We start from the raw sequence: 21,735 nt of genomic DNA on the forward strand, positions 1-21,735 counted from the left end.
GAGCCAGGAGGGGCCCGGCAGTCGGCCGGGCCCCTCCTGGCTTCTGTCGCCACCGCACGCTCGGGCTACTTCACGTCGACGAAGTCACCGGTGGCGCTGACCGCGGGGGTCGAGGCCGTACCGGCGAAGCTCCAGCGCCAGTAGCCGTCCTCGACGGCCTTGACCGTGGTCTTCAGCGTGCCGGTGCTGGAGCCCTTCACGGTCTTGACGGTGGTGTAGGTGCTGCTGTTCTTCTTCCGGAACTGGAGCTTCACGGACTGGGTGGCGTAACCCTTGTAGGTGCCGGTCTCCCAGTTGGCGCGCGACAGCTTGCCGGTGACCGTGATGGTCTTGCCCTTCTTCACCGGCTCCGGGGCGGCGTTGACGTCCAGCTTGGAGAGACGCTGCATCCGGATCTGCGCGGCGGTGTACTTCTCCGCGATCTCGAAGTCGTTGGAGAGGACGAAGGCGGCGGCCTTCCAGTACGTGGCCGTCGCGTTGGTGAGATACCACGGGTCGACCGTGACACTCAGCGTGCAGGTCGAGGTGGTGGCGCTGGCCGCCTTGCACGTGGCGGCGTCCTCGTTCTGGTCGAAGCCGTAGTACATGTCCGTGGCGGCGTCCTTGCTGAACCAGAGGAACGTCGCCGCGTCGGCGATACCCGACTTGTGGGACGCGGTGATCGCGATCGACACCTTCTTGGTGGCGGTGGTGCCGACGACGATGGGCTTGCCGCCGTTCACGACGACCTTGCTGATCACCGGAAGCGCGGCGGCCTTCGACGCGGCGAGTCCCTTGGCCTTGGGCGCGGCGGCTCGGTCCTGCGCCGGGAAACCGAAGGACGTGATCGCCGGGAGGTCGTCGTGGGACTGAGCCGCCTGGGACGCCGGTACGGCGAGGGCGGACAGGGCCAGGGCGCCGGAGACAGCGGCAACGGTGGCACGAATACGCATGTGTTCCCCAAGTCTGGTCTGTGGGTCTGCTGACCCGACTGACCAGACCTGGGACCAACGTGAAAGGTTGTGCACAAAGGTGAAGTTTTCGCGAAGGCATGTTTGGGGCTGATGTCTGGGACTGCCAACACACCGCCCCGGACCGTCAGTCGAACCAGCGGTCCCTGGCCAGCTCCGCCGTCCGCGACGGATCCTCCAGCAGCGCCGCCACCTCGAAGCGCCTCGGCCACTGGCCCGCCGCCCAGGCGAGCCCCGCCGCCACACCCTCCAGCGTCGCCGCGTGCAGCACTCCGTCCGGCGTGCGGCGCCAGTCCAGCTCGACGCCGCCCGCGAGGAGTTCCTCGTGCTCCACATAGGTGTCGGGGGTGCCCGCGCCGAGCAGTACACGCACGGACTCCGGGACGGTGTGCTCCTCGCCCTCCGTCGTCACCTCCGCCGCGCCGGCCACCACCTCGCTCAGCCGCCGCACCTGAAGCAGCTCGGCCAGCTCGCTCACCCGGGCCGGCGACACCGGCAGCAGCGGCAGCCCGCCCGCCAGCGGCAGCAGATCGGGCGCGTCCGCGATCACGGTGTCCGCCGCGTCGGCCACCCGCACCTCGCCGTCGACGACCGCGCGCAGCTCGTCCGGGAGCGTCACCTGCTCGGGATCGAGGCCCGCGAGCGCCGTGTAGAGCCCGTGCAGCTGCTCCGGGCTCACCTCCCGCTCCGGGTCGGCCAGCCTCCCCAGCAGCTCCGCCGCGCCGCCCGGCTCGTCCAGCAGCGCGGCGACCGAGGTCCGTACCCCCAGCGCCCGCAGCACCTGCGCGTCGTCGAAGCCCGTCGCGTCCACGGAGTCGTACAGCCCCGCCAGCAGCGGGTCACCGCTCGCGGCCCGCAGTCCGGCCGGGCGGCGCCCGTCGAGTACGGGATGGTCGCGCAGCCACCACGCGGTGTACGAACGCACCGTCTCCGTCGTACCGTCCGGCAGCAGCACCCGTACGGACTGGGTCAGCGCGTCCCGCAGCGGCGGCCGTGCCAGCAGCGCCAGCGCACGCGGCCACGCGTCGTCGTCGACCAGGTCGAGGTCCCGTACGGCCACGATCTCCGTCGCGACCGGCGGTACGGGCGTCTCCGGCAGCCGGTCCAGTACGTCCTCGCACCACACGTCGACGGCGTCCAGCAGCCCGGCGTCGTCGGGCTCGGCGAAGTCCCCTTCGCGGGGCTCCAGTTCATCGGGGTCCAGAACGACGTCCGTGGCCCGTACGAGCGCGAAGTCCGCCAGGACACCGCACGCGGCCAGTGGCTGCGCGCCCCAGCGCTCGGCCAGCTCCGCGTCGCAGAAGGCGAGTTCGTCCTCGCGGAGCACGGACGCGAACGAGCCGCCGGGCAGCACCAGTTCACCGGCCGGCGCCAGCTCCCCGTCCTCGTCGGTCAGCGCCAGCGCGCCGAGCCACGGCTCGTCCCCCGCCTCCAGACCGGCGTCCCGTACGAGACCGAGCACGATCTCGGCGAGTTCCTCCGCGTCGGGCGTGTCGGCGTCCTCGTCCCAGACCTCGCCCGCGTCCAGCGAAGCGGCGACCGCCGCGCGCACCTGCGGGGTCGTCAGTACGGCACGAGGCGTGGCGGGCAGCGCGCCCAGCTTCTCCAGCAGCGGATGCGCCGCCTCCGGATGCGCCACCTTCAGCCCCAGCCGGGCCAGTTCGGCCGACCCCACGGCGTCGGGCAGCGGCAGCAGGATCTGCCGCGGCCCGATCGTCGTACGCCCATTGGCCAGCGGCACCGGCAGCCCGGACAGCCGCTCGGGATCGACGCCCGCCAGCGACTCGTACAGCCGCCGCCACCAGGCCGGCGGGCGCTCGGCGCCCGCGATCCGCTCGATGGCCTCGCCGAGCGGCAGCCGCCCGACGCCCAGCGTGCGCAACTCCACCCGCCGCTCGAACCCGGCGGGCAGCAGGGTCGGCAGCACCTCCGCCAGCACGCTCACGGTGTCGGCGCCCGCACCCTCCACGACCTCCGCCTCGAACGGCCGCAGCGCGGTCAGCTCCTCGCTCGGAGCGGCCGGGGCGAGGAAGGCCACCCGGGGCAGCCGCTCCAGGATCGCGGCCCGCAGCCGGCCGTCCAGCTCACCCTTGCCGAGCGGGCCCGGCACCAGATCGATCGTCCCGGTCGAGACCGGCTCCCAGCCCCGCAGCAGCTCCGCGAACGCGTCGGCCGCCTTCCCGACCAGGAAATCGGTGAGCGGTCCCGGCGCGGGATGGCGCCGCGTGGTGTCGAGCGGCAGCGAGGCGATCAGCAGCGCGGGCACACCGAGCGGCTCGTCCGTGGGCGTCGGCGCGTGCACGACGGGCGCGGTACGGGGCCGCGCCGGGGCGCCCTCTCCGTCCACGGGCACGGCCCACGTGACGGACCAGTGGGGCCGCAGCCGCTCCTCGACGGGCCGCCCTTCGAGCAGCGCGGGCGGTGTCGCGCCATGGTGAGCGACAACCCGCCAGCGGTGCGTGGCGCCGTCCGCGCTGTCGTCCACGTCGATGTACGGCCCGTCCTGCGAGCGGCGCAACACCCGTTCCCCGTCGGGGGTTTCGACCACGACCTCGGCGAGACCGGCGAGCGTCAGCAGCAGCGCGTCATCGACCCCGGCGAGGAGCCGCGCCACCAGATCGGCGGCGGTGCCGTCCCGCAGCGGCAGGATCACCACCGTGTCGTACCCGTCGGGGGCCGTGCCCTCCGCCGGCAGCGGCAGCCGCAGCAGCGGTACGTGTCCGTCACGGCGCCGCAGCTCGTCCCCGAGCCCGGGGCTCGCCTGGGCGACCCGCCCGGCCAGCTCACGGGCCTCCGCGAGCGACCAGCGGACCCCGCCGTGCCGTCCGATGACGGCGGGCTCGTCGCTGACGGCGAGCACGGCGGCGAACCCGACGCCGAACCGGCCGACGGCGCTCTCGTGCCCCTCGCGCTTGGCCGAGGCCCGCAGCGTACTGAGCGACTCGACGCCGGTCGCGTCGAGCGGCGCGCCGGTATTGGCGGCGACGAGCACGGCGGGAGCGCTGGCGTCGGGGCCGCCGGGGCGCAGGGTCAGCCTGAGCCGGCCGGGCACGCCGGCGCGGGCGGCCGCGTCGGCGGCGTTCTGGGCCAGCTCGATGACGAGCCGGTCGCGGTAGCCGCCGAGCGCGAGGTCTTCCTCGGCGTTGGCGTCCTCCCGGAACCGCGCGGGGCTGGCGCCCCAGGCATCGAGCACTCCACGCCGCAGCCGAGCCGTCCCGAACGGGTCGGCCCCTTCGGTGGTCCTGACGCTCACGCTGTGACTCCGCTCTTTCGCTGTCGCGTACGTGCGGGCCGAAGGTACCGCGAGGCGCCGTCCGGCGGGGGTGCGGGGGCGGTGCGCCGTCCGGCGGGGGGTGCGGTGCGCCTCCGGCGGGGGGTGCGGTGCGGTCGCCGGGTTGCGGTTGCGGTTGCGTTGTCGTGGGCCGGGGGCCGGGGCCTCCGGAGGTACATGTCCGGACGGCATGATTTACGGCGCGACTCCGCCCTGACGATGGTTCGGGCGTCCGTGCGCCACACATCACGCTTTAGTGTCCGGACACGCACCTCCTACGCCCCCGACCCCCTCCCGCCGGTGGTCCCCCCACAACCCGCCGACCTGGTGGGGGTACGGGGTCGAGTGCGGCCCGGTGGCCCCGGCCATTCGCCGTCCCGGTGGAGGTGAGTGGGCTGGTGCGGTCCGGTGGCCTCGCCACTCGCCACCCTGTCCGGGTGCGGGAGGGCGCATCCGCCCTTCCCGACTGCCCTCGCGCACGGCGGTGTCGGGAAGGATGCCGCCACCTCTCCCACCCCCCGCGCACGGCCGGGCCGCTTGTGCGGGCGGTGAAGGCGGGCGCGCAGGGGTCGTGTCCGGGACGTAGAGCGTGATGTGTGGCGCGCGAACGCCCGAACCATCGATCGGGCAGAGTCGCGCCGTACGGGGGTCCGGGGGTGTCCCCCGGGAAAGCACAGCATGCAGTCCCGGACGCGAGCCCCGGAGCGCAACCCGGCAACAACCCGCACCCGGACCACCGGCCCAAGCCGAGACGCACCCACGACCACGACCCCCAGCCGGGAGGCTAAGAGTGGCCCAGGTCCTCCGAGTCGTCCTCCGCCGTGACCACCGACCCGCTGTCCGGCGACGGTCTCAGCGGAAACGCGTCCGTCGCCATCGAGTCCAGCACCGGCGCCGCCCGCCTCGGCGGCTTCGGCATCACCGCCGCCTCCGAGTGCCCCCCGCACCCGTACGCCAGCGACACGACCCGCCCGTCCGCCGGCGAGAACTCGTTCGCGCAGACGCCGAACGCCTGCCGCAGCGAGCCCGCGAGCGGCAGCAGGAAGCCGCAGGTCACGCAGGGCGCGGGCGCCGCCTGTGCCATCGGGGTCTTCGCGCCGAACGCCTCGTCCCAGCGGTCCGCCGCCGCGTGCAGCCCGTACCGCGACAGCACTCGCGCCCGGCGCATGCCGAGTTCCTCGGCGACCGACGCGATCGAGCCGCGCTCGGGCGCGGGCGACGTGTCCGTCGTGCCGCCGGCCGGTTCGGGGGTTTCCGGTCCCGCGTCCTCCGCCTCGACGAGGTCCGCGAGGTTCTGCGGAGTCACCACGTCCGGCAGGACCGAGTTCGGCGGCGGTGCGTCCGCGCCGGAGTAGCCGGGCTCCAGCCGCAGATCCTCCGCCTCGGTGGGCAGCAGATCGCCGGGGCCCATGTCGCCGGGCCGGAGCCGTTCGCTCCAGGGGACCCACTCGGGGGCCAGCAGGGCGTCGGGTCCTGGCAGCAGCACCGTTTCGTCCAGCGTGACGACCTTCGCGCGGGATGCCCGCGCGACCGTCACCGCCCAGCGCCAGCCCCGGTAACCGGGCTCCTTGCACTCGAAGAAGTGCGTGACGACCCGGTCTCCGTCCGCCACCACCGAGACATGTTCCCCGACGACGCCGGGCGCGGCGGCCTCCTCGGCAGCCGACCTGGCGAGGTCTACCGCCTCGGCGCACAGGCGGTCGGGGGTTCGGCTTCGCGTCGTCGCAGCACTCACAGGTCTCGCTTCTCTCCTACGCCGTCTCACGGGTGCGCCGGCCGATTCGCGATGTACGAGCCGAGGGCGGAGCGGACCTGAGGGCCGCATCGACGTCCACGCCCGATCTCTTCTCGGGCACACCTATCGTTATCCATTCTGCGGGATGACGAAGAGGCGCGCGGCCGAGAACAACCGCCGGTGGCGCGCTACGCACGCTACCCCCTCTCTCGCCCCCCGCCCACCTGCACGCCGCCTTTCCCGGACTTCGGACCACACCGCAACCAGGCCGTGACCCGGAGAAACCCCATGGTGGGAGGCCGACAATGTGTTCGGATCCACCCGGGAGACCACCCGGGAGAGATTCCGGGCGCGTCCGTCGCTCCAGTACCGGACCGCCTCGCTCCGGTACCGGCCGGTGAACTCCCTCCGGCTCGCCGGTGACCCGCGCCGGCTCGTCCGTCATGGCAGCGTCACGGCCCCGTCATGCTCGGGTTCGGTTCGCACCAGGGGCCCTTGGGGCACTATGACGAGGTGACAGCCGTGAGGTCGTCCGACACGCGTACGGCCGGCCCGCTCCGGAGGACCGGGCGGGCCATCGGTCATGCCCTGCGGCTTCCTTTCGCGGCCGGGGCGAGGTGGATCCGCAAGGCCACCCACGCGCACGGCGCGGGTGAGTCGGGTCTCGGCAAGCTGATCGAGCTGCACGCCGTGAACGGCGCGGGCGATGTCATGATCACCGTCGCTCTCGCGTCCACGGTCTTCTTCTCCGTACCGACGGACGAGGCGCGGGGCCGCGTCGCGCTCTATCTCGCCGTCACGATGGCGCCCTTCACCCTGCTCGCCCCCGTCATCGGCCCGCTCCTCGACCATCTGCCGCACGGCCGCAGGGCCGCCATGGCCTGCGCCATGTTCACCCGGGCCGCGCTCGCGATCCTGATGTCGACCGCCGTCATAACGGGCAGTCTGGAGCTGTATCCCGCCGCGCTCGGGGTGCTCGTGGCGTCGAAGGCGTACGGGGTGGTCCGCAGCGCGGTCGTGCCCCGGCTGCTGCCGCCCCGTTTCTCGCTCGTGCGGGCCAACTCCCGGGTCACGCTGGCCGGGCTGCTGGCGACCGGCGTGGCGGCGCCGATCGGCGCGGGGCTGCATCAGATCGGTCCGAAGTGGCCTCTGTACGGCGCGTGTCTGATCTTTCTCGCCGGTACGTTCCTGGCGTTCACGCTGCCGGGCAAGGTGGACTCCGCGAAGGGCGAGCGCAGGGCGCGGCTGGTCACGGTCGTCCACGGGGAGAAGCGGAAGCCGTCGCTTCGTACGGTCGGCCCGGCGGTGCTGCACGGCCTCCAGGCGAACGCGTCCCATCGCGCCCTCTCGGGCTTCCTGACCTTCTTCCTCGCCTTCCTGCTGCGCGAGCACCCGCTGTTCGGTCACAGCGCCGTCGTCTCGCTGGGCATCGTGGGTGTCGCCGCCGGTGCGGGCAACGCCCTGGGTACGGCGGTCGGCGCCTGGCTGAAGGCCCGTGGTCCCGAACTGATCATCGCCACGGTCCTGGGCATCGCCCTCACCGCGGCGATCGTCGCGGCGCTGCTCTTCGGCGGCCTGATGATGGCGGTGCTGTGCGCGGTGGCCGGTTTCACCCAGGCCCTGTCGAAGCTGTCCCTGGACGCGGTGATCCAGCGGGACGTCCCCGAGCAGGTACGGACCTCCGCCTTCGCCCGCTCCGAGACGCTGCTCCAGATGTCCTGGGTGGTGGGCGGCGCGATCGGTATCGCGCTGCCGCTCAACGGCGTGCTGGGCATGTCGGTCGCCGCGGCGATCGTCGGGATCGGGGCGGTCACCGCCGCGCGCGGACTGCTGACCGCGGCCCGTCGCGGCACGGCCCACGCGCGCGTCGCGTGACACGGCCCGACGTGACACCGGCCCAACGTGACACCGGAGGGCGCGGCGGCCCGCCGGCGCCCGCGGTACGTCCGGTCGACGGCTCGCCGTACCCCCTCGCGGCGTGGGCGCGGGCGACCGATAGCCTTCGCCCCATGACCGTTGCGTTCTTCTCTGGTAGGTCCCGCCGGGCAGGCGTCGCCCTCGGCGCGGTGTCCGCCGGGCTCCTCGTCCTCGCCGCCTGTGAAAAGCCGACGCCGCTCGCGACCGTGACGGTCGGTGACAACTCGATCAACACCGCGGCGGCCTGCTACAACGACGGCAAGGCGATCAAGACCGCCGACATCCAGCCCTGCCTGAACAAGAAGGCGGAGAAGGTCGTCGAGATCTCGATGGACGACAAGGTCCACTTCGGGGTCGACCCGACGATCGCCGAGCACGGCTGGACGCTCTTCATCAACGGCCAGCAGGCCGAGCAGGAGCCGTACAAGAAGACCTACCGGACCATCCCCGGCAACGCGTTCTTCTCCACCCAGACCGGCGAGACCACGAGCGACACGCAGGTCAGCATCGTCGAGACCAACGGCAAGACGCTGACCGGCATCTGGCACTTCGAGTTCAAGAAGAATTCCTGACCGACCCGGTGATCCGGCGGCCGGTCGGCCCCGGAGGCCGGGCGCCCCTGGAGGCTCCCGCCATGCGTGTACTTGTCGTCACGGCGGTGGCCGCGGAGGCGGACTCCGTCGCCGCGGGCCTCGACCGGTTCGCGGGCGCCGGTGTCCGGGAGCTGACGGGTGGGTACGAGATGACGACCCACGCGCAGTTCACCCCGCGGCCGGGGTCCGTGCGGATACCGGTGGTGGAGGTCCTGGCGGGCGGCGCGGGACCGGTGGCCGCCGCGGTCGCCACGGCGACGGCGCTGGCGGCCTCCCCGTACGACCCTCCGTACGATCTGGTCATCTCCGCCGGTATCGGCGGCGGCTTCGCGCCCCACGCCCCGCTCGGCTCGCTCGTCGTCGCGGACACGATCATCGCCGCGGATCTGGGCGCCGACGCCCCCGACGGCTTTCTGCCGGTCGAGGAGCTGGGTTTCGGCCGTAGCGTCCACTCTCCGCCGGCCGCGCTGACCGCCCGGCTGTCGAAGGTCCTGGACGCCGATCCGCGGGTCCGCTCGGTCCTCGCGCCCGTCCTCACCGTCACGACGGCGACCGGCACGGCCGCCCGTACCGCCGAGCTGACCGCGCGTCATCCGCGCGCCGCCGCCGAGGCGATGGAGGGCTTCGGGGTCGCGGAGGCCGCCGCCGCCCACTCCGTACCGTGCGCCGAGATCCGCGCGATCTCCAACACCGTCGGCCCGCGCGACCGCGCCAGTTGGCGGATCGGCGAGGCGCTGGACGCGCTGCGGTACGCGTTCACGCTGCTCACCCCCGTATTCGAGGAGCCGTCATGACCCCGCAGCCGCTGCAGATCGCCTACTCGCCCTGCCCCAACGACACCTTCGTCTTCGAGGCGTGGGCGCACGGCAGGGTCACCGGCGCGCCCGACATCGACGTCACGTTCGCGGACATCGACATCACCAACGGCATGGCGGAGCGCGGGGAGTTCGACGTACTGAAGGTCTCGTACGCGGTACTGCCCTGGGTCCTGGACGAGTACACCCTGCTGCCCTGCGGCGGCGCGCTGGGCCGGGGCTGCGGCCCGCTCGTCCTGACGAAGGAGCCGGGCGCCGATCTGACCGGTAGAACGGTCGCCGTACCGAGCGAGCGTTCCACGGCCTATCTGCTCTTCCGGCTGTGGGCGGCGGATGTGCTCCCCGGCGGGGTGGGCGAGGTCGTCGTGCTGCCCTTCCACGAGATCATGCCCGCGGTACGCGACGGCAAGGTGGACGCCGGACTCGTCATCCACGAGGCGCGCTTCACCTATCAGGACTACGGGCTGCACCGCCTCGCCGACATGGGCGAGCACTGGGAGTCCACGACCGGGCTGCCGATCCCGCTCGGCGCGATCATCGCGAAGCGCTCGCTGGGCACCGAGGCGCTCCAGCTGCTGGCCGGGTCGATCCGCAGGTCGGTACGGATGGCCTGGGACGATCCGGAGACCTCACGGCCGTATGTGCTGGCGCACTCCCAGGAGATGGACCCGGCGGTCGCGGACCAGCACATCGGGCTGTACGTCAACGAGTTCACCGCGGACCTGGGCGAGGACGGCTACGCGGCGGTCCGCGGGCTGCTCACCCGCGCCGCGGCCGAGGGGCTCGTACCGCCTCTCGGCCACGACGCGCTGCGTTTCGTCTGATCCTGATCCGCCCGGCCGGTCACCGCCGTGGCCGCGTGTCCGAACCGTCCGGCCGGCCGCCGCCTGGGGCACGCGCCGGAACCGCCCCCGTGCGGCTCACACGTCCAGTTGGTCGGCCACCGCGCGCAGCAGGCCGGCGATCTTCCCGCCCTGCGCCTTGTCGGGGTAGCGCCCGCGCTCCAGCATCGGCGTGATGTTCTCCAGCAGCGTCGTCAGATCCTGGACGATGGAGGCCAGTTCGTCGGGCTTGCGGCGCTGGGCCGCCGCGACCGAGGGCGTCGGGTCGAGGACCGTCACCGAGAGAGCCTGGTCACCGCGCTGTCCCGCCACCACGCCGAACTCCACGCGCTGGCCTGGCTTGAGCGCGTCGACTCCGGCGGGGAGGACCGACGAGTGCACGAAGACGTCGCCGCCGTCGTCGCGGGAGAGAAAGCCGAAGCCCTTCTCGCTGTTGAACCACTTGACCTTGCCGGTAGGCACGTCTGTCCTCGTCCTCGTACTCGTTGGGGCGCCGGAGGATGTCGACACCCCCTGACGCACAAAAACGGCTCTGGATAGCACTACAGCGGGTCCATCGACCCGCCATCACCAAGGCTAATGGTCCAGAGGCTGGTGACAAGACGTCGCCGGATGGTTCCTGTCCGCTGCTTTCCGCAGGGAACTACCCTGGTGGCGTGACTGCTACTCCTGAACCACGTGCGACGGAAGAGGCCGGCCCCGGCGACGGACTGGTCCGTATCGGCGCGATCGTCTTCATCGTCGGCGCTCTCGCCACCCTGATCACCGTCGCGCCGCTGTTCCTCGGCACCGAGCCCTTCCCGTCCCTCGCGTACGCCGTCTGCATGCTGATGGGAGTGGGTTTCCTGATCGCGGGCGCGGGTGTGCTGCGCTCGATCGCGGCCCAGCGCCGGCGGGCCCACCCGTCTCAGCCTGCGGCGTAACCCTCCAGCCAGGCGGGGAAGACCGTCAGGTCGGGCAGGATCACATCGGCTCCCGCCCGGCGCAGCTCCTCCTCGTCGCACGGCCCGGTGGGTACGGCGACGGCGAGCGCCTCCGCCGTGTGCGCCCCTCGTACATCACCGATGTGGTCGCCGACGAACACCGACGCGCCGTGCTCCCGCAGCGCCTCGCCCTTGGCCTCGGCCCACAGCCAGCCGATCGCCACATCTGGCTCGATCCCGAGGTGGGTGAGGTGGAGTTTGGCGTTCGGCTCGTGCTTGGCCGTGACGACGATCGCGCGCCCGCCCAGCTCCTGGACGGCGGTCACGGCCTCCCGGGCGCCGGGCAGCGCGCGCGTCGGCGGGATCGCGAATGTGGGATAGATCTCCCGGTAACGGTCGGCCACTTCACCGACCCGCTCCTCCGGAAACCAGTGCGCCAGCTCCTGTTCGAGCGGCGGCCCGAGCCGGGTGACCGCGAGATCGGCGTCGATCGGCACCCCGGTCTCCTCGGAGAGCGCCTGGTAGACGGCGCGGATCCCGGGCCGTGAGTCGATCAGGGTCATGTCGAGGTCGAAGCCGACGGTGAGCGGTCGCCGAGCCGTGAGGGAAGCCATGGGGCCATTGTGCCCAGGGCGCCGGTACCCGCGTCGGGCCCCGGGAGGTGGCCGAAACCGGGTGCTTAGACTTAGCCAAGCCTAACCACCGCCGGTCTTCGTCCGCCCGTCCCTCTTCGTCCGTCCCTCCGTCTTCGCCCGCCCCCTCTCCCGTCCCGCCGTCGCTCGCCCGTCCTGTCGCACCGTCCGATTGGTTCCGATGCCAGCCGCCGCCCCGCCGACCCACAGCACCAGACACGCCCTGGTCGCCCGCCGTATCGGCTGGACGGCGGCAGCCGTGGCCGCCGTGCTGCTCTCGGTCCTGCTGAGCCTCGCGGTCGGGGCGCGCGCCGTCGCTCCCTCCGCCGTCGTCGACGCGCTGCTGCACGGCGGCCACAGCGACGACGCCGAGGTCATCCGCCAACTACGTGTGCCACGCACGCTCATCGGACTGATGGTCGGCGCCGCGCTCGCCCTGGCGGGCACCGCGCTCCAGGGCATCACGCGCAACCCGATCGCCGACCCCGGCATCCTCGGCATCAGCCAGGGCTCCTCCGTGGGCGTCGTCCTGGCCATCGCCTTCGCCGGGGTGCACACCCTCTCCGGCTATGTCTGGTACGCCTTCGCGGGCGCGGCGGTGGCGTCGGTGGCGGTGTACGCGATCGCCTCCCGGGGACGCGGCGGCGCGACCCCCGTCACACTCGCCCTCGGCGGCGCGGCGATCAACGCGCTGCTGGTCTCCGTGACGATGGGGGTCCTGACGACGAGCGCGGCGACGCTGGACGAGTTCCGCTTCTGGCAGGTGGGCTCGATCGCGGGCCGGGACGCCGAAGTGGCCGGTCAGGTCTGGCCGTTCCTGCTGCTCGGCACCGTACTGGTGATATCCGTGGCCCGCGGCCTGGACGCCCTGGCCCTCGGCGAGGACGTGGCGAAGGGCCTGGGGCAGAACGTCGCGGCCGTCCGGATCGTCGGCGGCCTCGGCGCGACCGTACTGACCGGAGTGGCGGTCGCGGCGGCGGGGCCGATCGCCTTCATCGGGCTCGCCGTTCCGCACATCGCCCGCGCGATCGTCGGCTCGGACCACCGCTGGGTGCTGCCGATGGCGGCCCTGATCGGTCCCGTGATGCTGCTGGTCTCCGATGTCATCGGGCGGATCGTCTTCCCGCCGAGCGAGGTCCCGGCGGGTGTGATGACGGCCCTGCTCGGGGTGCCGTTCCTGGTCGCTCTCGTACGCCGGAAGGCGGTGCCGGCATGACGACGGCTCTCAAGGAGGCCCCGGCGCGTGTCGCCGGGGCCGGCGGGATCCGCCCGGCGGGCTGTACGCGGGTACGGATCGGACGCGCCTCGTTCCTGCTGCACCGGCGGGCGGCGGCCGTGGCGGTCGCGCTCGCCGTCGCGCTGGCCGCCGTGTGCGTGGCGTATCTGAGCGTCGGCGAGAGCTTCATAGCACCGTCCGAGGTCCTGAAGGTGCTGCTCGGACAGACCTCGTCGGCCGATCTGGTGGTCGGCACGCTGCGGCTGCCCCGCATGGTGGTCGGGCTGCTGGTCGGGCTCGCGTTCGGCATCGCGGGCGCGCTGATCCAGACCGTGGCGCGCAACCCGCTCGCCAGCCCCGACATCATCGGCATCAGCCAGGGCGCGAGCGCGCTCACGGTCGGCGCGATGACCTTCGGTGTCACCTCGTACACCGTCCTGCCGTATCTCTCCGTCGCCGGCGGCATCGTCGCAGCGGCGCTGGTGTACCTCTTCGCCTGGCGCGGCGGGCTGCACGCCACGCGCTTCGTGCTGATCGGCATCGGCTTCGCGATCGCCCTGCGCTCCGTCACGACGCTCTTCCTGACCAAGGGCGACTATCTGGTCGCCCAGCAGGCCCAGGTCTGGATGACCGGCTCGCTCAACGGCCGGGGCTGGGACTCCGCCGCGCCGCTCGGCTGGCTGCTGCTCGCGCTGGTGCCCGCGGTGCTGTGGGCGGCGCGCGCGCAGCGCACGGTCTCGATGGACGACGACACCGCCACGGGCCTGGGCGTACGGCTCGGCCGCGTACGGCTCGGGCTCGTCCTGCTCGGCGTGGTGCTGGCGTCGGTGGCGACGGGCGCGGCGGGCCCGGTCGACTTCGTGGCGCTGCTGGCGCCGCAGATCGCCCGGCGCATGACCCGTACCGCGCAGATCCCGCTGCTGTGTTCCGCGTTGACCGGCGCGGTGATCGTCGTCCTCGCCGATCTGCTGGCCCGCAGGCTGCTCTCACCGACCGAACTCCCCGTGGGTGTCCTGACGGCGGCGGTCGGCGCCCCGTATCTGATCTGGCTGATCATCCGCGGCCGTACCGGCCGTACCGCAGGAGGCAAGGCATGAGCAGGATCGTCGCCCGCGAGCTGACGCTCGCGTACGAGGACCGCACGGTCGTCCACGAACTGGACCTGGCCGTCCCCGACGGGCAGGTGTCGGTGATCGTCGGCCCGAACGCCTGCGGGAAGTCGACGACCCTGCGCGCGCTCGGCCGGCTGCTGAAGCCGCGCGGCGGTTCTGTGCTGCTGGACGGTACGGAGCTGGCGCGGATCCCGACCCGGAAGATCGCGCAGTCCATCGGCCTGCTCCCGCAGTCGCCGGTCGCCCCGGAGGCCATCACGGTCGCCGACCTGGTCTCGCGCGGGCGCCAGCCGCACCAGCACTGGTGGCAGCAGTGGTCGGACGAGGACGAGCGCGCGGTGACGGACGCGATGGAGCGTACGGACGTGACGGCCCTCGCCGACCGCTCGGTGGACGAACTGTCGGGCGGCCAGCGCCAGCGGGTGTGGATCGCGATGGCGCTGGCGCAGGAGACGGATCTGCTGCTGCTGGACGAGCCGACGACGTTCCTGGACATCGCGCACCAGGTGGAGGTGCTCGATCTGGTCCGCCGCCTCAACCACGACCAGGGCCGTACGGTCGTGATCGTGCTCCACGACCTCAACCAGGCGGCGCGGTACGCGGATCACCTGGTCGCGATGAAGGCGGGGCGGATCGTGGCGGAGGGGCGGCCCGGGGAGATCGTGACGGCGGAGCTGGTGCGGGAGGTCTTCGGCCTGGAGTCGGTGGTGGTACCGGACCCGGTGACGGGATCGCCGCTGGTGGTGCCGGGCGCGCCGTACCGGCCGGGTGGCGGCCCCTCGTAAGCCTCGCGGCCGCCTCCGCGCCGCGTGGCCCCGCCGCGGCCGACCCGACAGGACCGGGCACGGATTGCCGGGTCCGGTGGGGCGGTCCCTCCCTAACGTGGCTGATCAGTAAGGGAAGGAGGTCCGGTGATGCTGGAACGGCTGAACCAGGCCATGGAGCACATCGAGCGGAACCTCGGTCAGCCGATCGAGGTGGCCGAACTCGCGCGGATCGCGGTCACGTCGGAGTACCACTTCCGGCGGCTGTTCTCCGCGCTGGCGGGCATACCGCTCTCCGAGTACATCCGCCGCAGACGGCTCACCGTCGCGGGCGCGGACGTGCTCGGCGGGGAGCGGACGCTGCTCGATGTCGCGGTGCGGTACGGGTACGGCTCGGGCGAGGCGTTCGCGCGCGCGTTCCGTGCCCTGCACGGCGTCGGGCCCGGCGAGGCCCGGCGGACCGGCGCGACGCTGCGCTCCCAGCCACGGATGTCCTTTCGCCTCATCGTCGAAGGGAGTACCGACATGCGGTACCGAGTAGTCCAGAAGCCGGAGTTCAGGGTGGTCGGCCCGAAGACACGGGTCCCGCTCGTGCACGAGGGCATGAACCCGGCGATCGTCTCGTTCATCCGGGGCCTCGGCCGGGAGACGCTCCAGCGGCTGGAGGAGCTCGGGGAGCGCTCCGGCCAGGAGCCGCGCGGGATCGTCGCCGTCACCGACGACCTCTCCGAGAGTCGCGCGGAGGGCACCGAACTCGACTACCTGCACGGCGTGGTGACCGATGCCGCCGCGCCCGAGGGGATGGAGACGCTGACGGTCCCGGCCGGGACGTGGGCGGTCTTCGAGAGTTCGGGGGAGTTCCCGCGGGCGCTCCAGTACCTGTGGCGGGACGTCTACACGCAGTGGTTCCCGTCCAACCCGTACCGGAGCGTGCCGGGCCCGGAGCTGCTGCGCACCCGGCTGTCGGAGGACGGGACGCAGGCGGACGCGGAGTTGTGGATCCGGGTCGAGCGCGAGGTGGAGTGAGGGGTTGATTGAGGGGTTGCTTGAGGGCGGCGGGGTGCGTACGGGTGTCCGGACGCCCGTACGCACCCCGCCGGACCCAGTCGGACCCCGCCCCCGAGGCCCTACCCCGCGGACTTCCGCCGCGCACGCCACACCAGAAACAGCGCCGAGGTCACCGCCGCCGTACGGAGCACCACCGGCCAGGCGCTGGACAGGGCGTCGGCGATCCCGTCCTCCGGGATCGCCTCGCCCCAGCGGCCGTCCAGCCGCCCCCAGAGCCAGAGCAGACCCCCGGCGGCCGAGATCCCGGGAAGGCCGAAGACCGCCCATTTCGCCTCGGCGCGGGAGAGCGTGCGGGAGGCGTACGCGAGGAGCCAGCCGCCGCCCAGGGCCAGCAAGGAGCCGAACACCGCCCCGGCGACCAGCAGCGCGGCGGCGAGCAGCAGGAACGGGTGGGCGAGTCCGCCGGCCCGTCCGCCTGCCCCCTTCTCCGCGCTCTGCTTCCGGCGGGCGAGCCGGAGGAGCCGGCGGCGACGGCCCGCGCCCCGCGCCGCCTCTCGCGCCTGGTCCTCCGCCGTGTCCTCATCCTCCGCGGACTCGGCGCCCTCGACGGCCTCGGCGCCGTCAGCGGCCTCGGCACCCTCCGCCGTCCTGCCCGGCTTCTGCTTCGGCGGCGGCTTGAGTATCTCGGGGATCTCGACCCCGCCCACGAACCCCGGCACCTGCTCGGCCGGGCCCGCGCCCATCGGCCCCGTCTCGATCCGCCACCAGTCGGGCTGCCGGCCGGACGGGCCCAGCTCGTCCATGCCCGCCAGATGCGGCGGCGACGCGGCGGGCATCGCGGGGGCGGGCGACTCCGACGCCTGTTCCGGGATGACCAGTCTCCTGGCTCCCTTCACCCGGCGGGCGCGCTGCTCCGGCAGCGCGGTCCGCGGTTCCGGCGCACGGGCGGGGGCGTCGTCGCCCGAGGAGCCCTGGGAGGCCGCCTGTACCACCGCGTCCGGTGTCCCCAGCCGCCCCAGGATGCGGCGCACGGCGGCCGGGCTGTCCCCGCCGGCCTTTCCGCGCTGCTCGTCGATCTCGTTCCGCAGCGACGACACGAGCCGCATCCGGTCCCCGGAGGGCAGATGCCGCTGCTGAGCCTCGTCTCCCACGCGGCTCAGATAGTCATAGACCAGCTGATCGCTCTCGATCCCCACACAGTCCTCCGCACACGCACGCCCGGCAGCCGCCATCACGACGGATACCCGTAGGCGATCGTGTCGAAGTCACTCCCGTACGTCCACCCCGGCACCGCCGCGCCCCGCCCGCGCGCCCACTCGCACATCCGCCCGTACATCCAGTACGAAACATCCAGTACGAAGAAGGCGCGGCGGCGCCCCGTGGCCCGGGGGCGCGGGCGGAGCGCCTCCCAGGGGCTAACGTGGAACGGATGGGGACCCGCGAAGCCTGACCAGGAGGCGCACGTGCCAGAAGGAACCGGCGGTACGCCACCGCGTACGCTCGCGGAGGCCCTGCGCACCCAGGGTGACGGCTCGCTCGTCGCGCTCCTGCGTGCCCGCCCCGATCTGCTCAACCCCGTACCGAGCGACCTCTCGCAGCTCGCGACGCGCGCGGGCACCCGCGCCTCCGTCGTACGGGCGCTGGAACGGCTCGACCGGTTCACGCTCCAGACCGCGGAGGCCCTGGCCGTCGCCACGGAGCCCGCGCCGTACGACACGCTGCGCGCGCTGCTGACCGGCGACGAGGGCGACCCGGAGATCGAGGCGGCCCTGCCCCGCGCGGTGGAGACCCTCCGCGACCGGGCGCTGATCTGGGGCGCGGACGACCGGCTGCGGCTGGTACGCACCGCCCGCGAGCTGCTCGCCCCCTCCCCCACCCATCCCTCGCCGACCGGGCTCGGCCCGACGGTCGCCGAGGCCACCGCGGGCATGTCGCCGGGCCGGCTCCAGGAGATCCTGACCGCCGCCGGGCTGCCGTCCACCCACGATCCGGTATCCGCCGTGGCCTCGCTCACCGCGCTCTTCACCGACCGTACGCGGATGGCGGCGCTGCTCGACACGGCCCCCGTGGAGGCCCTGTCGGTGCTGGACCGGCTGGTGTGGGGGCCGCCGTACGGCGAGGTCACCTCCAGCCCCACCCCACCCGTGCAGTGGCTGCGCGACCGCGGGCTGCTGCTGCCCGCGACCACCCGCACGGTCGTCCTGCCGCGCGAGGCGGCGCTGCATCTGCGCGCCGGGCGCGCGCACCGTACGCCGGAGCCCGTGGCGCCCGCCATCGCGCCCCGCGCCTCGGATGCGAGCGCGGGCGCCCGTCCACAGGTTGTGGACAACACGGCGGCCGGGCAGGCGTACACGGCACTCGCCACCATCGAGGAACTGGCCAAGGACTGGAACGAGGGCGGCCCGAACGTCCTGCGGGCCGGCGGTCTGTCCGTACGTGACCTCAAGCGCACCGCCACCGCTCTCGACGTGACCGAGCCCGTGGCCGCGTTCTGGGTCGAACTCGCCTACGCGGCAGGGCTGCTGGCGGCCGACGGCGAAACCGACGAACGGTACGCCCCGACGCCCGCCTACGACGACTGGCAGGAACTGCCCGCCCCGGAGCAGTGGGCACGGCTCGCCACGGCCTGGCTGACGGCGACCCGCACGGCCGGTCTGGTCGGCAGCCAGGACTCCAAGGGCCGTACGCTCGCCGCGCTCGGCCCCGACCTGGACCGCGGCGCCGCGCCCGAGGTACGGCGCCGGATCCTCGACCTCCTCGCCACCCTCCCCGAAGGCACGGCCCCCGACCCCGAATCGCTGCTCGGCAGACTGCGCTGGGAACGCCCCCTGCGCGGCGCGTCCGGCACCGGCCGGCATGACGATCTGCGGGCACGGCTGGCGGCCTGGACGCTGAACGAGGCGGAGATGCTGGGCATCACGGGCCGGGGAGCGCTCGCGTCGCACGCACGCGCACTGCTGGCACCGGACGCCATGGACGCCCCCGCTGCCACCGACGTCGTACGCGCCTCAGGCGACCCGGCCGGCACCGACGTCGCACGCACCCCCGCCGAACTGGCCGGAGCGGGCGCACGAGCGGCCCGCGCCCTCGCGCCGCTCCTCCCCGAACCGCTCGACCACGTCCTCCTCCAGGCGGACCTGACCGCCGTGGCACCGGGCCCGCTCCTGCGCCCGCTGGCCGAACTGCTCGCCATCGCGGCCGATGTCGAGTCGAAGGGCGGGGCGACCGTCTACCGCTTCACCCCCGGCTCCGTACGCCGCGCGCTCGACGCCGGACAGTCGGCCTCCGACCTGCACGACTTCCTCAGGAACCACAGCCGTACGCCCGTACCCCAGCCGCTCGCCTACCTCATCGACGACGTGGCCCGTAAACACGGCCACCTCCGGGTCGGCGCGGCCTCCGCCTACGTACGCTGCGACGACGAGGCCGTACTCGACGAGATCCTCGCCGACAAACGCTCCCAGGGCCTACGGCTGCGCCGCCTCGCCCCGACCGTACTGGCCGGCCACGCCGACGCGGTGACCCTGCTCGACGGGCTGCGCGTCATGGGCTTCGCACCGGCCGCGGAGTCGGCCGAGGGCGACGTGATGATCACCCGCGCCCACGCCCACCGCACCCCACCCAGAACGGCTCCCGCCCCGGTCCCGGACGGACCCCCCACCCCGGACACGGCGCTGCTCGGCGCGGCGGTGAAGGCGATCCGCGCGGGCGACCTGGCCGCCACGGTCGTCCACAAACCGGTCCCCGAACCCTCCGGCTCCGGCTCGGCGGCCCTGGCCTCCGCGGCAGCCGCCTCCAGAAACGGCGCTCTCCCCCGCACCACCTCCGCCGAGACCCTCGCCACGGTCCAGGCCGCCGCCATGACCGGCTCAGCGGTCTGGATCGGCTACGTCAACGCGGAGGGCGCGGCCAGCCAGCGCGTCATCGCCCCGGTCCGGGTGGAGGGCGGCTACGTCACGGGCTACGACCACACGGCGGACGAGGTCCGCACGTACCCGCTGCACCGCATCACGGGAGTAGCGGAACTGGCGGACGACCCGGCGTAGTTGGTGGGCACCCGGAACGAATCGGCACCCCGCCCCAGTCCGCACCCCGTACGTCGGACTGGGGCGACCACTTCACCGGACGTCGCCTTCGAGCCGTGCCTGCCCGACCCGGAGCAGCTCAGCCACCGTCTCCGGGAGGCACAGCTTCCCGGCCCGTCTCACCGGCACGGCCCAGTACGGCGTGACGGGAGCCGGTTCCGTACGGTCGGGCCGGGGGATGCCGAGCCAGCCGCCCCGGCCCCGGACCACAGCCACCGGGGAGCGCCAGTTCTCGGGACTACTACCGGGACTTGATCACCCTTGCACCGGACGCGAGCGTCGCCAGAGAGTGGGGAGACCGCTACCGATCCGAATGGAGCCGCGCTTGAGCGCCGCCGAGCTGGACGTCCGACACTTCACGCACGAGGACCTGCCGCAGATCAGGCAGATGATCATCGACGTGCACGCCGAAGCCCAAGGCACCGACAGGGATGACGAGTTCAAGAAGAAGTTCCCCTGGTTCGTGGACCACTGGGGCGGCACCCCTGCCTTCGCCTGTGTGATCGCGTACGACGGTGACGAGCCAGTGGCCTTCGCGTACGGTGCCCCCGCCAACCCGGACCGCGAGTGGTGGCGCGAGCACCTCGACCCCGCGCCGAAGAAGACCCGTACGTTCGCCTACTCCGAGCTGGCCGTCCGCCCGAAGTGGCGCAAGAAGGGCGTCGCCGAGCTGGTCACGCGCATGCTGCTCGAAACCCGCGACGAGGATCTCGCCGTCCTCTTGGTGGACGTAGAACATCCCAGGGTTCAGGGCCTGCACGAGTCCTGGGGCTTCCGGAAAGTCGGGGAGCGCCGGCCCTTCCCTGACTCGCCGGTGTACGCGGTGATGTTGACGGAACTTCCGCTGAACTGAGCCCGGACGGGTGACCGCCCGAGGCGCCCCTGCCCCAGCCGGGCGGCGGCCGGGGCCGACCACGGGCGGGAGGGGGCGGGGTCGGAGGAGGTGCGTGTCCGGACGTAAAGCGTCGCAGCTCGCGCGAAGCGCGGTGACCACGCGACGGAGTCGCATATGGATCGCAGCGCAGTCCGGACACGGACCTCCGGAGACCCCGACCCCCGGCACCACCACCGGCCCCAGCGCCGCAGGCGCACCCCGCACCCCGCACCGGAGGCGCACCGCACCCGCACCCCGCCGGACGGCGCACCGCATCCCGCCGTGAGGCGATCAGCGCCGACCGAGCCGGCCAAGCCGCTCGCGCCAAGCCGCCCCAGGCGCCGAGCCGGACCGCTTCGTCTTGGCCCCGGCCTTCGCCGCAGCCGACTTCGCCTTCGTCGCCCCAGACCTGACCTTCGGCTTCGCCTTCGTCATCACAGGCCTACCCTTCGGCTTCGCCTGGGGCCGCCGCCCAGGCTCCGACTTCCGCCCGGCGGACGAACCCGCACCCGCACCCGGCGCGCCCTGCGCGCCCACCGCGCCCAGCGCGTGGAAGCGCCGCCCGATCAGCCTCCCCACCAGCACATACGCGATCAACGCACCACTCGTGTTCAGAATCACGTCGTCCACATCAAACGCCCGCCCCTGCACCACGGCCCCCTGCGCCAGCTCCACCAGCACCATCACCAGCGCCGTCAGCACCACCACCCGCACCATCCGCAGCCTGCGCGGTACAAGCACCGGAAGGATCAGTCCGAACGGCGCCCCCATCAGCAGATTCCCGCCGATCTGCTTGCACGCGGCGAGGAACGTGTAGTCCTCCGCGTACTGCCTCAGGGAGTGCCCCGGCCTGAGATTGGCACCCGCGATCTCCGCGGACGCGGGAGACGGCGTCAGAGTCAGTTCGGCCAGTACCGCGGCGAACCCCGTCAGGGCGACCAGCGCCACCGTCATGATGAGAATCCGCAGCACAGCACGCCCCCACGGAATACTCCCTG

General features: G+C 73.1%; 19 protein-coding genes. 11 read left to right on the forward strand and 8 right to left on the reverse strand.

Features of this window, described 5'->3' with window-relative positions:
• Positions 1 to 65: 65 nt before the first annotated feature.
• From CU044_RS04105 to CU044_RS04115, 3 genes are all read right to left on the reverse strand, one after another.
• Positions 66 to 932 (reverse strand): DUF5707 domain-containing protein, encoded by an 867-nt coding sequence (locus CU044_RS04105; protein WP_129767059.1) that lies wholly within the window; start codon positions 930 to 932, stop codon positions 66 to 68.
• Between the two features lie 145 nt (positions 933 to 1,077).
• Complete coding sequence (locus tag CU044_RS04110) at positions 1,078 to 4,203, reverse strand: molecular chaperone Hsp90 (protein WP_129767060.1); 3,126 nt, start codon at positions 4,201 to 4,203, stop codon at positions 1,078 to 1,080.
• A gap of 802 nt (positions 4,204 to 5,005) precedes the next feature.
• Positions 5,006 to 5,956, reverse strand: coding sequence for a DUF3027 domain-containing protein (locus CU044_RS04115; RefSeq protein ID WP_129767061.1), 951 nt, complete (start codon positions 5,954 to 5,956; stop codon positions 5,006 to 5,008).
• Positions 5,957 to 6,469: 513 nt separating this feature from the next.
• Between CU044_RS04115 and CU044_RS04125 the strand changes: the two genes are divergently transcribed.
• The 4 genes from CU044_RS04125 (at position 6,470) to CU044_RS04140 (ending at position 10,105) form a co-directional block, all read left to right on the forward strand.
• A complete protein-coding gene (locus CU044_RS04125) occupies positions 6,470 to 7,831 on the forward strand; it encodes an MFS transporter (RefSeq protein WP_240045327.1) in 1,362 nt (453 codons plus the stop codon).
• Between the two features lie 134 nt (positions 7,832 to 7,965).
• The gene (locus tag CU044_RS04130; protein WP_129767063.1) at positions 7,966 to 8,445 is read left to right on the forward strand and encodes a DUF2771 domain-containing protein; all 480 of its coding nucleotides are present in this window, start codon (positions 7,966 to 7,968) and stop codon (positions 8,443 to 8,445) included.
• Between the two features lie 62 nt (positions 8,446 to 8,507).
• A complete protein-coding gene (locus CU044_RS04135; RefSeq protein WP_129767064.1) occupies positions 8,508 to 9,260 on the forward strand; it encodes a futalosine hydrolase in 753 nt (250 codons plus the stop codon).
• Positions 9,257 to 10,105, forward strand: coding sequence for a 1,4-dihydroxy-6-naphthoate synthase (locus CU044_RS04140; RefSeq protein ID WP_129767065.1), 849 nt, complete (start codon positions 9,257 to 9,259; stop codon positions 10,103 to 10,105). Before CU044_RS04135 ends, CU044_RS04140 begins: the two co-directional genes overlap by 4 nt.
• Before the next feature lie 96 nt (positions 10,106 to 10,201).
• On the opposite strand, the gene CU044_RS39990 is transcribed toward CU044_RS04140, so the two are convergent.
• Positions 10,202 to 10,585 carry a cold-shock protein gene (locus CU044_RS39990; protein ID WP_129767066.1) on the reverse strand — a complete coding sequence of 128 codons (384 nt, stop codon included), beginning with the start codon at positions 10,583 to 10,585 and terminating at the stop codon, positions 10,202 to 10,204.
• A gap of 194 nt (positions 10,586 to 10,779) precedes the next feature.
• Here CU044_RS39990 and CU044_RS04150 point away from each other — a divergent pair, with 194 nt between their 5' ends.
• Positions 10,780 to 11,046, forward strand: coding sequence for a hypothetical protein (locus CU044_RS04150; protein WP_129767067.1), 267 nt, complete (start codon positions 10,780 to 10,782; stop codon positions 11,044 to 11,046).
• Here CU044_RS04150 and CU044_RS04155 read toward each other — a convergent pair.
• Positions 11,031 to 11,660 carry an HAD hydrolase-like protein gene (locus tag CU044_RS04155; protein WP_129767068.1) on the reverse strand — a complete coding sequence of 210 codons (630 nt, stop codon included), beginning with the start codon at positions 11,658 to 11,660 and terminating at the stop codon, positions 11,031 to 11,033. The two genes, CU044_RS04150 and CU044_RS04155, sit on opposite strands and share 16 nt — an antisense overlap.
• Positions 11,661 to 11,859: 199 nt before the next feature.
• On the opposite strand from CU044_RS04155, the gene CU044_RS04160 reads away from it, so the two are divergent.
• The 4 genes from CU044_RS04160 (at position 11,860) to CU044_RS04175 (ending at position 15,796) form a co-directional block, all read left to right on the forward strand.
• Complete coding sequence (locus CU044_RS04160) at positions 11,860 to 12,894, forward strand: iron ABC transporter permease (RefSeq protein ID WP_129767069.1); 1,035 nt, start codon at positions 11,860 to 11,862, stop codon at positions 12,892 to 12,894.
• A complete protein-coding gene (locus CU044_RS04165) occupies positions 12,891 to 13,991 on the forward strand; it encodes an iron chelate uptake ABC transporter family permease subunit (RefSeq protein ID WP_129767070.1) in 1,101 nt (366 codons plus the stop codon). Before CU044_RS04160 ends, CU044_RS04165 begins: the two co-directional genes overlap by 4 nt.
• Positions 13,988 to 14,791, forward strand: a complete 804-nt coding sequence (locus CU044_RS04170) for an ABC transporter ATP-binding protein (protein WP_129767071.1) — start codon at positions 13,988 to 13,990, stop codon at positions 14,789 to 14,791. The genes CU044_RS04165 and CU044_RS04170 overlap by 4 nt, the downstream gene beginning before the upstream one ends.
• A 129-nt stretch (positions 14,792 to 14,920) precedes the next feature.
• Positions 14,921 to 15,796: an AraC family transcriptional regulator gene (locus CU044_RS04175; RefSeq protein ID WP_129767072.1), complete on the forward strand. Its 876-nt coding sequence runs from the start codon at positions 14,921 to 14,923 to the stop codon at positions 15,794 to 15,796.
• Between the two features lie 101 nt (positions 15,797 to 15,897).
• Here CU044_RS04175 and CU044_RS04180 read toward each other — a convergent pair whose 3' ends face one another.
• On the reverse strand, positions 15,898 to 16,974 hold the full coding sequence (locus CU044_RS04180; RefSeq protein WP_129767073.1) for a hypothetical protein: 1,077 nt from the start codon (positions 16,972 to 16,974) through the stop codon (positions 15,898 to 15,900).
• A 267-nt stretch (positions 16,975 to 17,241) separates the two neighbouring features.
• Here CU044_RS04180 and CU044_RS04185 point away from each other — a divergent pair, with 267 nt between their 5' ends.
• Complete coding sequence (locus tag CU044_RS04185; protein ID WP_129767074.1) at positions 17,242 to 19,824, forward strand: helicase C-terminal domain-containing protein; 2,583 nt, start codon at positions 17,242 to 17,244, stop codon at positions 19,822 to 19,824.
• Between the two features lie 72 nt (positions 19,825 to 19,896).
• Here CU044_RS04185 and CU044_RS04190 read toward each other — a convergent pair whose 3' ends face one another.
• Positions 19,897 to 20,079, reverse strand: a complete 183-nt coding sequence (locus CU044_RS04190) for a hypothetical protein (protein WP_129767075.1) — start codon at positions 20,077 to 20,079, stop codon at positions 19,897 to 19,899.
• A gap of 97 nt (positions 20,080 to 20,176) precedes the next feature.
• Here CU044_RS04190 and CU044_RS04195 point away from each other — a divergent pair, with 97 nt between their 5' ends.
• Positions 20,177 to 20,716: a GNAT family N-acetyltransferase gene (locus tag CU044_RS04195; protein WP_129767076.1), complete on the forward strand. Its 540-nt coding sequence runs from the start codon at positions 20,177 to 20,179 to the stop codon at positions 20,714 to 20,716.
• A gap of 312 nt (positions 20,717 to 21,028) precedes the next feature.
• Here the strand turns inward: CU044_RS04195 and CU044_RS04200 are convergent, their stop codons facing one another.
• Positions 21,029 to 21,709: a VanZ family protein gene (locus tag CU044_RS04200; RefSeq protein ID WP_240045328.1), complete on the reverse strand. Its 681-nt coding sequence runs from the start codon at positions 21,707 to 21,709 to the stop codon at positions 21,029 to 21,031.
• Positions 21,710 to 21,735 lie beyond the last annotated feature (26 nt).

The organism is Streptomyces sp. L-9-10 (assembly GCF_004151105.1).
Lineage (GTDB): Bacteria > Actinomycetota > Actinomycetes > Streptomycetales > Streptomycetaceae > Streptomyces.